The sequence below is a fragment of the Streptomyces sp. NPDC111606 genome, from assembly GCF_055656945.1.
Map to the genome: position 1 here is coordinate 831,765 of NZ_JBVKBY010000003.1, position 14,446 is coordinate 846,210.

Below are 14,446 nucleotides of genomic sequence, written 5' to 3' on the forward strand. Positions count from 1 at the left end.
ACATCGCGGCGGCACCGGCGTTGGAACGGAAGCCGGTCCTTGTAGCCGCATTCTCTGTTACCTCTGAGTGACCGTCCGGCTGCGAGGGTGGGCACATGCGGGTACTGATCGTGGAGGATCACAAGGATCTCGCGGAGAGCGTCGCGAGGGGGCTGCGTCGGCATGCCATGGAGGTCGAGCTCGCGCACGACGGTGAGCAGGGGCTGAGCCGGGCTTCCAGCGGGGACTACGACGTCGTCGTACTGGACCGTGACCTGCCGCTGGTGCACGGCGACGATATCTGCCGTGCGCTGGTTCGGCAGGGCTGCCCCTCCCGCGTCCTGATGCTCACCGCTGCCGGCACTCTCGCCGACCGCGTCGACGGCCTCGATCTCGGCGCCGACGACTACCTGGCCAAGCCCTTCTCCTTCGCCGAGCTCATCGCCCGCGTCCAAGCCCTGGACAGACGCGACCAGCCCGCCGTCCCCCCGGTCCTCGTCCGCGGTGACATCGAGCTCGACCCCGCCCGACGGACCGCTCTGCGCGGTGGACGCAAGCTGGATCTGTCGCCGAAGGAGATGGCCGTGCTCGAGGTGCTGCTCGCGGCCGGCGGCGCCGTGGTCTCCGCCGAGGAGCTGCTGGAGCGGGCCTGGGACCGGGACGCTGATCCGTTCAGCAACGCGGTCAAGGTCACGGTGAGCCGGTTGCGCCGCAAGCTCGGCGACCCGCCGGTCATCGAGACATTCCCGAACGTCGGCTACCGCATCTGATGCGCGCCGCGGTCAGAGGACCGGATGCCGTTGCGAGGCGGGGGGTGGTGGGCCAGGCTGTGGATGGGGTAACCCGGTTGTGACCGGGAGTGGGGCAGGCTGGGGTCCGTGGCGCGTGTCGCGTAGGGGGAGTGATGAGGGTACTGGTGGTGGAGGACCATACGGAGCTCGCGGACTCGATCACCAGGGTCTTCCGCCGCGAGGGCCTCGCCGTCGACACCGCTTACGACGGCGAGACAGCGCTCGACCTCGTGATGGAGGTGGACTACGACGTCGTCGTCCTCGACCGCGACCTCCCCGACGTGCACGGCGACGAGGTCTGCGGCGAACTCGCTGCCAAGGGCCTGCGCACCAAGGTGCTCATGCTCACCGCCTCCGCCTCCGTCGCCGACCGCGTAGAGGGTCTCGGCCTCGGCGCCGACGACTACCTCGCCAAGCCCTTCGCGTGGGCCGAACTCCTCGCCCGTACCCGCGCTCTCGGCCGCCGCGCCCACCCGGTGCGCCGGCCCGTGCTCGTCCGCGGCCCCCTGCGCCTCGACCCCGCCCGCCGCACCGCCAGCCACTCCGGCACCCAGCTGCCCCTCACCACGAAGGAGTTCGGCGTACTCGAGTACCTGCTCGGCGCCGAGGGGCGGACCGTCCCGGCCGACGAGCTGCTCGCCAAGGTGTGGGACGAGGTGGCGGATCCGGGCAGCACCACCGTCAAAGCGACCGTCAACCGGCTCCGGGCCAAGCTCCTCGACGCCTCGGTGATCCAGACCGTGCCGGGCCTGGGCTATCGGGTCGACTGACATGGTGGCATCCCTCCTCGCCCGCATTGCCCGAGCACGCCACCTCGCACTCCGCTCCGCCCCGGCGTCCTGGCTGCGCGCCCTGGTCCGCCGCCTGACGCCTCGCCGGGTGCGGGTCCGCTTCGCCGTACTGTTCGGCCTGCTGTTCATCGCGTCCGGCGCTGTCCTGCTCGGCATGACCTACCTGTTGGTCAACCGCCCCACCCACAGCGTCGTCAAGTACGAGATCAGCGAGGGCGGCCGCGAGCAGCCCACGATCCACATCGGGCCCGGCCCGGGCACCGACGCCCCGCCGCCCGAGTCCGTGCTCGACGCCCGACTGCGCGAACAGGCCGCCCGCATGCACGAGGCCCAGATGCACGAGCTGCTCGTGCAGTCCGGGATCGCCCTCGCCATCATGGCGGGCATCTCCGTCGTGCTCAGCTGGCTGCTGGCCCGCCGGGTGCTCCGCCCCATGCGCACCGTCACCGCCGGCATCCGCAGCATCTCCGCCCGCAATGTGCACGAGCGGCTCGCCGTCGAGGGCCCGGGTGACGAGATCAGCGACCTCGCCGACAGCGTCGACGGCCTCCTGGACCGGCTCGAGGCCGCCCTGGAGTCCCACAAGCGCTTCGTCGCCAATGCCGCCCACGAGCTGCGCACCCCGCTCACGGTGGAACGTGCGCTCCTCGAGGAAGCCCTTCTCGACCCCGACGCCACCGCCGAGTCGTTCCGCGAGAACTTCGAGCGCCTGCTGCGGATCAGCACCCACCAGGGAGCCCTGCTGGAATCCCTCCTCACCCTGGCTGTCAGTGAGCGGGGCATGGACCGGACCGAGCCCGTCGACCTGTCCGAGGTCGTCGAGTCCGTGCTGCTCACCCAGGTGCCTCAGACCCGGCGGTACGGCGTGCGGATCGTGGACAGCACCGAGCCGGCGCCGGTCGCCGGTGACACCGCGCTCCTGGAGCGGCTGGTCGCCAACCTGGTCCACAACGCCGCCTATTACAACGTTTCGGACGGGAGTGTGGACATCGCCGTCCGGCGCCACGATCGGCGCGCCGTCCTCACGGTCACCAACACCGGCCCCGAGGTCCCGAAGGACCGTGTCGACCAGCTCTTCGAGCCGTTCCAGCGCATGAACCGCACAGCGGGTGACGGCCACCACGGCCTCGGCCTGTCGATCGTGCGGGCCATCGCCGCGGCCCACGACGCCCCCCTCACCGCCTGCCCCAGGCCGGGCGGGGGACTCGTCGTCGAGCTCTCCTTTCCTCTGCTTGTCAAGGGCGTGGAGCGATACGAGGGTTGGCCGCAGACGCGCGCGGTGACCGCGTCCAAGTGACCAGAACGGTCGGTTGGACAATGCCGTCCGATGCCGTCCGATAGGTATCGTTCTGATTGACCGGCCCCGGTCGTGAACGGGTTTTGGCGACGTTTCGCCGGGGCCTTTCGGTCCACGGGGTGAGATTCCCAGGAGCTTCCCGAGTGGAAGCTCTTTTCCTTGCGTTTCCTGCGAAATGGCGCGTTGGGCAGCTGCCTGCCCATGGAGAGGGAATAGGGGTTAGGGGCGGATATGAGCGAGCGAATCGGCGGCGGAATTCCCCTGTCCGACAGCCAGGAGGGCGTCTGGCGCGCGCAGCGCCTGGGAGGCCCGCGCGCGCTCTACAGCGTCGGGCAGGCCGTCGAGATCACGGGCGCGCTCGACGTGCCCGCCTTCGAAGCCGCGCTGCGCCGGACGGTCGAGGAGACGGAGATCCTGGGCGTGCGATTCGCCGAGGACGCGGTCGGCGGCGTGCGCGCCATGCCGCACGGCGCCGGGCGATGGGCGCTGCGCGTCGAGGAGCAGAACGGGGGCGACGGTGACCGGCGGGCGTGGCTCGAAACTCGGATGCGCGAGGAACTCGCCGGTGTGGAGGATCCGCTCGCAGGACAGCTCTTCTCGTTCGTGCTCTACAAACTCGATTCCGAACGGTACTGCTGGTTCCAGGGCTATAACCACCTGCTCCTCGACGGATATGCATGCACGCTCATGGCGCGCCGGGTCGCCGAGGTGTATTCGGCGCTTGTCGTGGGCGCGGCAAATTCGGAGTCCGAGTGCATCTCGCTGAGAGAGGTGCTTGACGAGGAGGCGAGGTACCGGAACTCGACCGAATTCACCGACGATCGACGTTTTCTGTACGACCGATTCTCGGACCGACCGGAACTGGCGGAGGTCTCGCGCCTTTCCGGCGCCTTTGGTTTCCTCCAGGAGGGCAAGAGCGGTGCCGGGGCGGTGCGGCGTGAGACGGGCGGCCTCGCTCCCGCCGCGGCGGACGCGCTGCGCGCTGCGGCGGACGGCGCCGGCCTGCGGACGTCCCGGATGCTCGTCGCCGCCGCGGGCGCCTTCGTGAGCGGGATGGCCGGGTCGGCAGAGGCGCTGCTCAGCCTGCCTGTGACCGGGCGTGTGACCGAGAGGGACCTGCGAGCGCGCGTCACCCGGGCAAACATGCTGCCCCTGCGGTTCCCGGTCCCGGCTGGAGCGAGCCTGTCCGACCTCGCACGGAGTGCCGACGGAGCCCTCGGCGAGCTGCTCCGACACCAGCGGTACCGGGGCGAGCTGCTGCGCCGGGAGCTGGGCTGGCCGGAAGGCGATCGCTGGCACTTCGGGCCGTACGTGAACATCCTGCCGCGGGCCGGGGAGCTGACCTTCGGCGACTGCCGAGGCGTGGCATGGGACGTGTCGACCCGGCTGGTCGAGGACTTCGGCGTCCTGATCGACCGGACCGGCTCGGGCATCGAGGTCACCGTCGAGGCGAACGCGGCGCTCTATGACCGGGCGTGGGTGCGGGCGGTCCACAGGTCGTTGGTCGGCTTCGTCGAGCGGGCGGTCGGGGACCCGACGGCGCCGGTGCGGAGGATCGGACTGGCGGGGGACGACGAGCGTGCCCTGGTGACGAGCGGATGGAACGCCACGGCGCGGGATGTGGATGCGTCGTCGGTGCTGGAGCGGTTCCGGGAGTGGGCGGTGCGTACGCCGGAGGCGGCTGCGCTGTGGTCCGAGGGTCGTGCTCTGTCCTATGCCGAGGTGGATGCGCGTTCGGATGTGTGGGCGCGGGGGTTGGTGGCGCGGGGTGTGGGTCGGGAGTCGCGGGTGGGCTTGTGCCTGCCGCGTGGCGCCGAGATGGTGATCGCGATCCTTGCGGTGTGGAAGGCCGGTGGGGCGTATGTGCCGCTGGATCCCGAATACCCCTCCGACCGGCTGGCTTACATGGTCGCCGACAGCGGCGCCGAACTGGTGCTCGTCGCGGAGAAGACAGCGGACCGGCTGCCGGAGGACGTCGACGCGGTCCGGCTGGACGGGCTGGAGAGCGACTTCGGTGTGCTGCCGGAGGTTGTGGCTGGTCAGTTGGCGTATGTGATCTATACGTCGGGGTCGACGGGGCAGCCGAAGGGCGTGGCCGTTGCCCATGGTTCGGTGGCGAACCTGGCGTCGGCGATGCGCCCGGTCCTGGGCGTCGAGCCGGGCGGGACGGCGTTGCAGTTCGCGTCGTTCAGTTTCGATGCGGCGGTGCTGGACGTCGCGGTGACGCTGGCAGCGGGCGGCACGCTGGCGATCGCCTCGGCTCAGGAGCGCCGGCACCCGCCCGCCCTGGCGGCCATGTTGGAAGCGGCCGGTGTCGGGGTGGCGAGTGTGGTGCCGTCGCTGCTGGGTGTGCTGGATCCGGAGGCCGTTTCGGGGGTCGGCAACTGGGTGCTGGGTGCGGAGCGGCTGGAGGCCGGTCTGGCGGCGAAGTGGCGTGCGGGTGCGCGGGTGTGGAACACCTACGGGCCGACCGAGGCGACCGTCATCACCACGGCCGTCCTGCTGGAGGAGGGCATCACCGGCGAGGACGCGCCGCCCGCGATCGGTTCTCCGCTGCCCAACCTCTGCACCTACGTGCTGGATGCGTATGTGCGGCCCGTGCCGGTGGATGTGGTGGGTGAGTTGTACATCGCCGGGTCAGGTCTGGCCCGCGGCTACATCAGCCGCGCCGACCTGACCGCCGAGCGCTTTGTCGCGTGCCCGTTCGGTGACGGCGGGCGGATGTATCGCACCGGGGACCTGGTCCGCTGGACGGCGGACGGCCGGCTGGAGTTCGTGGGGCGTGCGGATGCGCAGGTGAAGATCCGCGGGTTCCGCGTGGAGCTGGGTGAGGTCGAGGCGGTCCTGGCGGTTCATGCGCAGGTCGAGCGGGCCGTGGCGGTGGTTCGGGACGGGCGTCTGGTCGGGTACGTCGTCGGGGACGCGGACGGCGAGGACGTACGGACTCATGCCGCCGCCCGGCTGCCGGAGTACATGGTGCCGTCGGCGGTCGTCGTCCTGAACGCGTTCCCGCTGACCGTCAACGGCAAGGTCGATCGCGCCGCACTGCCGGTGCCGGAGGCCGCAGCGAGGGCCGGTCGCGCTCCGCAGACCCCTGCCGAGAAGGCGCTGTGCGCCCTGTTCGCGGAGTTGCTCGGGCTGGAGGAGATCGGGGCGGAGGAGAGTTTCTTAGAGCTGGGCGGCGACTCCATCACGGCGATGCTGCTGGTGTCGCGGGCCCGCCGCGCGGGTCTGGTCGTCGGCGCCCGGCAGGTGCACGAGCTACGGACGCCGGCACGGCTGGCCGCGGTGGCGATGCCGGTCGACGAGACGGTGGACGGCGCTCGCCCGGCGGACTTCGCCGCTGGTGAGGTGCCGCTGACGCCGGTGATGCGCGAGGTGCTGGACCGGGTCGGCGCCGACGGCGTGCGCGCGGTCGTGCAGTCGATGGCGGTGGACGCGCCGGCGGGGCTGGACGAGGCGGCCCTGCGGGACGCGGTGGCGGCTCTGGTGGAGCGTCATGAGGTTCTGAGTGCGTGTCTGGTGGCGGACTCCGGGGTGCTGGTGGTCCCGGAGAGGTCCACGGTGCCCCTCGACGGGCTGGTGACGCGCGTCGACGCGGTCGGGGCGGATCCGGCCGCCTTGGTGGGGGAGCAGATCGAGTCGGCGGTGGGGCGGCTGGATCCCGCGGCCGGGGTGATGGTGCAGGTGGTGTGGCTGGACGCGGGGCCGGATGTGCCGGGCTGCCTGGTTGTGGTGGCCAACCACCTGGTCGTCGACGCGGTGTCCTGGCAGGTGCTCCAGACAGACCTGTGGTCCGCGTACGAGGCCCTCGCCGAGGGACACGTCGTGGAGTGGGACCCCGTTCCGGTGTCATTCCGGGCGTGGGCCCGGGAGTTGGCGGCGGAGGCGGGCCGACCGGAGCGGGTGGCCGAGCTGGCGGCATGGCGGGCGCTGGTGGACGGTGGGCACACGCCGCTGACGGACGCGCCGCTGGATCCGGGTGTGGATGTGGGTGCGACGGTGCGCGAGGTGTCGGTCTCCGTTCCGGCGGAGGTGACGGCGTCGCTGCTGGCGGCGGTGCCGACGGCGTTCCATGCCGGGGTGGACGAGGTGTTGCTCGCGGGGCTGGCCGGGGCGGTCGGCGAATGGGCCGGGGTGGACGGCTTCCTGGTGGACGTCGAGGGGCACGGCCGTGAGCCGCTGCCGGGCGTCCAGGACCTGTCGCGGACGGTGGGGTGGTTCACGTCCTCGCATCCGGTGCGGCTCAGCGCGGGCGGGGGTGTGTCGGTGCTCGGGGTGAAGGAGCAGGCGCGGGCGGTCCCCGGCGACGGGCTCGGGTACGGGCTGCTGCGGTACGTCAATCCGCACACGGCCGAGGAGTTGGCGGGCCTGCCGTCGGCACAGGTCGGCTTCAACTACCTCGGGCGCGTGGGGGCGGGTGAGGGCTTCGGGGCGGGGAGCGCGCCCGATGCTGCGGTGATGCACGCCTTGGAGCTGCTGGCAGCGGTACGCGATGCGGTGGGCCGTCCGGTGCTGGAGCTGACGCTGGCGTACCCGGCTCGACTGCTGGACGAGGGGCGGGCGCGCGGGCTGCTGGAGGCATGGGCGGGTGCGCTCGCCGAGCTGGTCGCGGAGGTCCGGGACGGGGCGGGCGGTCACTCGCCGTCGGACTTCCCGCTGGTTGCGCTGGACCAGGCCGGCGTCGAGGAGATCGAGGGGGTCGTCCCGAGGCCGGCGGACGTCCTTCCCGTCGCGCCGCTTCAGGAGGGCCTGCTGTTCCACTCCCTCTTCGACGAGGAGGGAGCGGACGTCTACGTGGAGCAGATGGTTCTGACGCTCGACGGTGAGGTGGACGGGACCCGGCTACGGGCGTCCTGGCAGGCGCTGGTCGATCGACATGCGGCGCTGCGGGCCGGGTTCGTGCAGATCGCGGGCGCGGCGGGACCCGTGCAGGTGGTGGTCGACCGGGCCGAACTGCCGTGGCGGGAAGTCGATGTGGCCGGCCTGGGCGGCGATGCCACGGGACAGCTGGGCGTCGAGGAGCGGGCCGCGCGGTTCGACCTCGCGGCGCCGCCGTTGCTGCGGGTCGCGCTTGTCCGGGAGGGCGCCGAGCGGTCGCGGATGCTGGTGACGCTCCACCATCTGCTGCTGGACGGCTGGTCGTTGCCGCTGCTGCTGCGGGAGTTGTGGGCGCTCTATGCGGCCGGCGGCCGGGCGGACGGGCTCGGTGCGCCGGTGTCGTCGCGGCCGTACTGGGCGTGGCTGGCCGGCCGGGACACGGCGGCGGCGCTGGAGGCGTGGCGGGCCGAACTGGCGCCGGTCGAGGAGCCGACACTCGTCGCCCCGGCCGAGCCGAGCGCGACGGCGTCCGTCGTCCTGGACCGGGTCACCGACCGTACGAGTGTCGAACTGATGCGCGATCTTGAGCGGGTCGCCCGTGGTGCCGGCGTCACGTTGAACACGGTGGTGCAGCTGGCCTGGGGGTTGGTACTGGGGCAGCTGACCGGGCGGCGTGAGGTGGTGTTCGGGGCGACCGTGGCGGGACGCCCGGCGGAGCTCGCGGGCATGGAGGCGATGCTCGGCCTGTTCATCAACACGCTTCCGGTACGTGTCGATCTGGACGCGGCCCGGTCGGTGGGTGAGTCGCTGCGGGCGCTTCAGTCGCGGCAGTCGGCGTTGCTCGATCACCAGCACGTGGGGCTGAGCGAGGTACAGCGGGCCGCGGGCCCCGGTGCGACCTTCGACACCCTGCTGGCCTTCGAGAACTACCCGGGCGACCTCGACGCCCAGCCCCTCGGCGACGGGCCGGCCCTCACGGCCACCGAACTCCGCGAGTCGACCAACTTCGCGCTGGCACTGGGCGTCACCCCGGCCGACGGCCTCGCGATCCGTCTCGACCACCGCTCCGACGTGTTCGACCACCGGGGCGCCCTGCGCATGGCTCGCCGCCTGGTCCGGGTCCTGGAGCAGATGGCGGCCGATCCGGAGCTGCGGCTGAGCGACCTCGAATTGCTGGACGAGGCCGAGCGGGCCGCGGTCGTGGAGGAGTGGAACGCCACGGCTCAGCAGGTGGACACAACGACCGTGCTGGAGCGTGTCCGTGCCTGGGCGGCCAGGACGCCGGACGCGGTGGCATTGTGGTCCGAGGGCCGGGCGTTGTCGTATGCGGAGGTGGATGCGCGTTCCGACGCGCTCGCGCGCAGCTTGACGGCGCGCGGGGTGGGCCGGGAGTCGCGGGTGGGTTTGTGCCTGCCGCGTGGCGCCGAGTTGGTGGTGGCGATCCTTGCGGTGTGGAAGGCCGGTGGGGCGTATGTGCCGCTGGATCCCGAATACCCTTCCGACCGGCTGGTGTTCATGGTCGCCGACAGTGGCGCCGAACTGGTGTTGGTGACGCCTGAGACCGCCGGCTGCTTGTCCGCGGACATCGAGACGGTCCTGTTCGACGAGTTGGAGAGTGACCTCGGTGTGCTTCCGGCGGTTGTGGCCGACCAGTTGGCGTATGTGATCTATACGTCGGGTTCGACGGGGCGGCCGAAGGGCGTGGCGGTGGAACACGCTTCGGTGGCGAACCTGGCCTCGGCGATGCGTCCCGTCCTCGGCGCCGGGCCCGGGGTGACGGCGTTGCAGTTCGCCTCGTTCAGCTTCGATGCGGCCGTGCTGGACGTGGCCGTCACGCTGGCCGCGGGTGGGGTGCTGGCGATCGCCTCGGCGGAAGAGCGCCAGGACGCGGCTGCCCTGGCGGCCATGCTCGAGGCGGCCGGTGTCGAGGTCGCGAGTGTGGTGCCGTCGCTGCTGTGGGCCCTGGAGCCGGACGTGGTGCCGGGGGTCGGCAACTGGGTGCTGGGTGCGGAGCGGCTGGAGGCCGGTCTGGCGGCGAGGTGGCGCGAGGGTGCGCGGGTGTGGAACACCTACGGGCCGACCGAGGCGACCGTCATCACCACGGCCGTCCTGCTGGAGGAGGGCATCACCGGTGAGGACGCGCCGCCGGCCATCGGCCGCCCGCTGCCCAACGTCCGCACCTACGTCCTGGACGCGTTCCTCCGTCCCGTCCCCGAGGGCGTCACGGGTGAGCTCTACGTGGCCGGGGATGGTCTGGCCCGTGGGTACGTCAACCGCAGCGACCTGACGGCGGAACGATTCGTCGCGTGCCCGTTCGATGACGGCGGGCGGATGTACCGCACCGGCGACCTGGCCCGCTGGACGGCGGACGGCCAGCTGGCCTTCGTGGGCCGCGCGGACGCACAGGTGAAGATCCGCGGCTTCCGGGTCGAGCTGGGCGAGGTGGAGTCCGTCCTCGCCGCCCACCCGGGCGTGGAGCGGGCAGCCGTACTGGCACGTGACGGCCGGCTGGCCGGGTACGTCGTGGGAGCGGTGGACGCGGACACCGTACGGGCCCATGCGGCGACGCGGCTGCCGGAGTACATGGTCCCCTCGGCCGTGGTGGTGCTGGACGCCCTCCCGCTGACGGTCAACGGCAAGGTCGACCGTGCCGCCCTGCCCGCGCTCGACCTCGCGTCCACGGCCACGCGTTCGCCCCGGAGCTCCGCCGAGGAAGCGTTCTGCGCCCTGTTCGCCGAAGTGCTGGGCCTGGAAGACGTCGGGGTCGGGGACGGGTTCTTCGAGCTGGGCGGCGACTCGATCATGTCGATGCTGCTCGCCTCCCGCGCCCGCCGGGCCGGCTGGGTGGTGACGCCCCGCCAGGTCTTCGAGGAGAAGACCCCGGAGCGGCTCGCGCTGGTGGCGGCCGCGACCGACGACGCGTCCGAAGAGATCGAGGACGGCGGAGTCGGCGAGGTGCCGTGGACGCCGGTGATGCGGTCCATGGGCGCGGACGCGCTGCGGCCGGGGTTCGCGCAGTGGATGGCCGTCGGCGCGCCCGCCGGGCTGGGGACGGATGTGCTGGAGGCGGGTCTGGGGGCAGTACTGGCGGTACACGCCATGCTCCGGGCCCGCGTCCAGGGCGGGTCCGAGGACCCGGTGCTGATGGTGCCGGAACCCGGCACGGTGGATCCGTCAGGCCGCGTCGTGCGGGTGGACGCCGGCGGTGTCCCCGACGACGGCTTGGACGACGTGGCCGAAGACGCCGCCCGGACCGCGATCGAGGGTCTGGATCCCGTGGCCGGCGTGATGGTGCGCGCGGTGTGGGTGGATGCCGGCCCGGACCGGGTCGGTCGCGTCGTCGTCGCCGTTCACCATCTGGTGGTCGACGGGGTGTCGTGGCGGGTGCTGATGCCGGACCTGCAGGCGGCCTGCGAGGCCGTGGCCGGCGGCCGGAAGCCCGAGACCGTCCTGCAACCGGGTGGCACCTCCTTTCGTTCCTGGGCCCGTCAGTTGGAATGCTCGGCGCGGAGCGCGGAGCGAGCGGCGGAGCTGGACGGCTGGGTGCGCATGCTGTCCGGGGCCGACGGTCGGACGGTGGTCGGATCCCGGGTCCTGGACCCGGCCCGTGACACCGTCCGGACCCTGTCCCGCCGTGAGTGGACGCTCTCCGCCGACCGCAGCGCCGTCCTGGTCGGCCGCACCCCGGCGCTCTACCACTGCGGTGTGCACGAGGTGCTGCTGGCAACGCTGGCCGGAGCGGTGGCGCGGTGGCGTCCGCAGACCGGTGCCGGCGCGCTGCTGGTGGACGTCGAGGCGCATGGCCGCGAGCAGTTGGCGGAGGGCATGGACGTATCCCGGACGGTGGGCTGGTTCACCGCGGTGCATCCGTTGCGGCTGGAGGTGTCGGATCTGGATCTGGAGGATGCCGCGGCCGGCGGCGGCTCGGCCGGCGCGCTGGTCAAGCGAGTGAAGGAGCAGGTGCAGGCGGTACCGGGGGACGGGCTGAGCCATGGTCTGCTGCGCTGTGCGCAGCCGGACGCGGCACGGGCGTTGGCGGGTCTTCCCGCACCGGAGATCGGCTTCAACTATCTGGGCCGGTTCGCCGGTGCCGGACCGGGCGGACGTCCGGTCCGCGCCTGGCAGGCGGCCGGGGACACCGCGATGGTCGGTACGGCGGACCCGGACATGCCGGTGTCGCATCCGCTGGAAGTCGGCGCCCTCGTGGCCGACACCCCGGACGGGCCCCTGCTGACCCTCACGCTGAGCTGGCCCGGGACGCTGCTCGACGCCGGCCGGGCGGAGCGTCTCGGCCGGGCCTGGCTGGAGCTGCTGGAAGGGCTCGCCGCCCATACCGCCGATCCGTCGGCCGGCGGCCACACACCCTCCGACTTCGCGCTGCTCGACCTCGACCAGGACGAGATCGAGGCCCTGGAGTCCGAGTTCGCCGACGACCACCACTGAGCCCACTCCGCGACCCCTTGAACCCAGTCCTCGACCCCTGGCGCCCGCCCGCGCCACCCACCTCCCGACATCCGCACCTGACGCACCGCCCGTGCTGCCGAACCGAAGCTGTTACCGCTGTGAGGAGACCTACGCGATGACCCGCACTCGGAACGCCATCGAAGACATCTGGCCGCTGTCGCCGCTGCAGGAGGGGCTGCTGTTCCACGCGGCCTTCGGAGACGGGGCGTCCGACGTGTACGCGGGACAGCGGGCCCTTGCCCTCGACGGGCCGCTGGACGTCGACCGGCTTCGCCGCTCCTGGGAGGGCCTGATCGCCCGCCACGGCGCCCTGCGGGCGGGCTTCCGCCGGCGCAGGTCGGGCCAGGCGGTGCAGGTCGTCGCCCGGCACGCCGAACTCCCCTGGCAGGAGGCCGACCTGAGCGGCATGCCGGAGTCCGAGGCGGAGGCCGAGGCGGTCCGACTGTCCGAGGCCGAGCTGTCCGCCGGCTTCGATCTCGCGCGGGGCCCGCTGCTGCGGCTTCTTCTCATCCGCCTCGGCGAGCGGCGGCACCGGCTGGTGATGACGACGCATCACATCGTGCTCGACGGCTGGTCGCTGCCGATCCTGGTGGACGAACTGTCGATGGTGTACCGGGCCGGTGGCGATGTCCGGGCCCTGCCCTCGGCTCGCTCCTACAAGGACTACTTGGCCTGGCTGGGCCGTCAGGACCGGGAGGCGGCGCGGGCCGCATGGCGCGCGGAACTGGCGGGGGCGGACGAGCCCACCCTGGTCGCCCCGGCCGACCCCGCCCGGGCGCCGCTGCGGCCCGAGGCGGTGGTCGCCGAGTGCAGCGCCGAGCTGACGCGGGCCCTGGAGGTGCTGGCCCGCGAGTGCGGTGTCACCATGGCCACGGTGGTGCAGGGCGCGTGGTCGGTGGTCCTCGCCCGACTGGCCGGGCGGCAGGACGTGGTGTTCGGCACCACGGTCGCCGGCCGTCCCACGGACCTGCCGGGCGCCGACTCGCTCGTCGGCCTGTTCATCAACACGCTGCCGGTCCGGGTCGAGCTGGCCGGGGGCCTCTCCGCCGCCGATCTGCTCACCGCGCTGCAGGCGCGCCAGGTCGGCCTCCTGGGCCACCAGCATCTCGGGCTCACCGAGATCAGGCAGCTCGCCGGACCGGGCGCGGAGTTCGACACGCTGGTGGTGTACGAGAACTATCCGCGTTCGGCGGACGCGGTGCCGGACGGCCCCGACTCGCTCACCATCCGGCTGGACGGCAGGACGAGGGACGCCAGCCACTATCCGCTCGGCCTGATCGTCGCGCCGGGTGAGCGGATGGAGCTCCAGCTCGACCACCGCACGGACCTGTTCGACCGGGCCAGCGCCGAACAGGTGCTGGCAGCGCTGCAACGCGTGCTCGAAGGGTTCGTGGCCGACCCGCAGGCGCCGCTGGCACGCCTCGGGCTGCTGGACGGCGACGAGTTGGCCCGCGTCACCCGGGACTGGCAGGACATCCAGCCCGAGGCACCCACCGGGACACTGCCCGAGCTGCTCGCCGGGCAGGTGCGGCGGACACCGGACGCGCTGGCCCTGGACTCGGACGAGCGGACGTTGCGTTATGCCGAGTTGGAGGACGAAGCCGGCCGCCTGGCGCGCCACCTGATCGCCCTGGGGGTAGGACCCGAGCGGCGGGTCGCCGTGGTCGCCGAACGGTCGGCGGGCACGGTGGTGGCGCTACTGGCGGTGTCGATGGCCGGCGGGGCCTTCGTCCCGCTGGATCCCGGGCATCCGGCGGACCGGCTCACCCTGGTACTCGAGGACGCCGACCCGGTCGTGGTGCTGTGCACCGAGGCCGGCCGCGCGGTGCTGCCCGAGGCCACCCGGGGGCAGGCGATCGCCTTGGACGACCCGGAGGTCGTTGCGGCGGTGGCGCGGCGCACGCCGGGCCGGGTGACGGAATCCGAACGCACGGCACCGCTGCGCCCCTCCAATGCGGCGTACGTCATCCATACGTCTGGTTCGACGGGGCGGCCGAAGGGTGTGGTGGTGTCGCATGCGGGGTTGGTGAATCTGGCGGGGGCGCAGATTGAGCGGTTTGTGGTGGGTGCGGGGGCGCGGGTGTTGCAGTTTGCGTCGTTGAGTTTCGATGCGGCGGTGTCGGAGCTGTGTATGGCGTTTGGTTCGGGGGCTGTGTTGGTGGTGGCGGGGGTTGGGGGGTTGCCGCCGGTGGTGTCGTTGGGGGAGGCGTTGCGTCGGTCGGGGGCGACGCATGTGACGGTTCCGCCGGGTGTGTTGGCGGTTGAGGAGGGGGTGTTGCCGGGGGTTTTGGAGACGTTGGTGG

At 72.3% G+C, this 14,446-nt stretch carries 5 protein-coding genes; all 5 read left to right on the forward strand.

The window, feature by feature from the left end; translation table 11 throughout:
* Window positions 1–95: 95 nt before the first annotated feature.
* Window positions 96–749 (forward strand): response regulator transcription factor, encoded by a 654-nt coding sequence (locus tag ACZ7M7_RS15420; protein ID WP_383616519.1) that lies wholly within the window; start codon window positions 96–98, stop codon window positions 747–749.
* A 134-nt stretch (window positions 750–883) separates the two neighbouring features.
* Window positions 884–1,540 carry a response regulator transcription factor gene (locus ACZ7M7_RS15425; RefSeq protein WP_472116613.1) on the forward strand — a complete coding sequence of 219 codons (657 nt, stop codon included), beginning with the start codon at window positions 884–886 and terminating at the stop codon, window positions 1,538–1,540.
* Between the two features lies 1 nt (window position 1,541).
* Window positions 1,542–2,858: a sensor histidine kinase gene (locus tag ACZ7M7_RS15430; protein WP_472116616.1), complete on the forward strand. Its 1,317-nt coding sequence runs from the start codon at window positions 1,542–1,544 to the stop codon at window positions 2,856–2,858.
* A gap of 231 nt (window positions 2,859–3,089) precedes the next feature.
* Window positions 3,090–12,122, forward strand: coding sequence for an amino acid adenylation domain-containing protein (locus ACZ7M7_RS15435; protein WP_472116619.1), 9,033 nt, complete (start codon window positions 3,090–3,092; stop codon window positions 12,120–12,122).
* A gap of 136 nt (window positions 12,123–12,258) precedes the next feature.
* Window positions 12,259–14,446 (forward strand): condensation domain-containing protein (locus tag ACZ7M7_RS15440; protein ID WP_472116622.1); only part of this gene is annotated, 2,188 nt, incomplete at its 3' end.

Coding starts and splice junctions, on each gene's coding strand:
- ACZ7M7_RS15425 (WP_472116613.1), top strand. CDS start 884: ATGAGGGTACTGGTGGTGGAGGACCATACGGAGCTCGCGGACTCGATC.
- ACZ7M7_RS15420 (WP_383616519.1), top strand. CDS start 96: ATGCGGGTACTGATCGTGGAGGATCACAAGGATCTCGCGGAGAGCGTC.
- ACZ7M7_RS15435 (WP_472116619.1), top strand. CDS start 3,090: ATGAGCGAGCGAATCGGCGGCGGAATTCCCCTGTCCGACAGCCAGGAG.
- ACZ7M7_RS15430 (WP_472116616.1), top strand. CDS start 1,542: ATGGTGGCATCCCTCCTCGCCCGCATTGCCCGAGCACGCCACCTCGCA.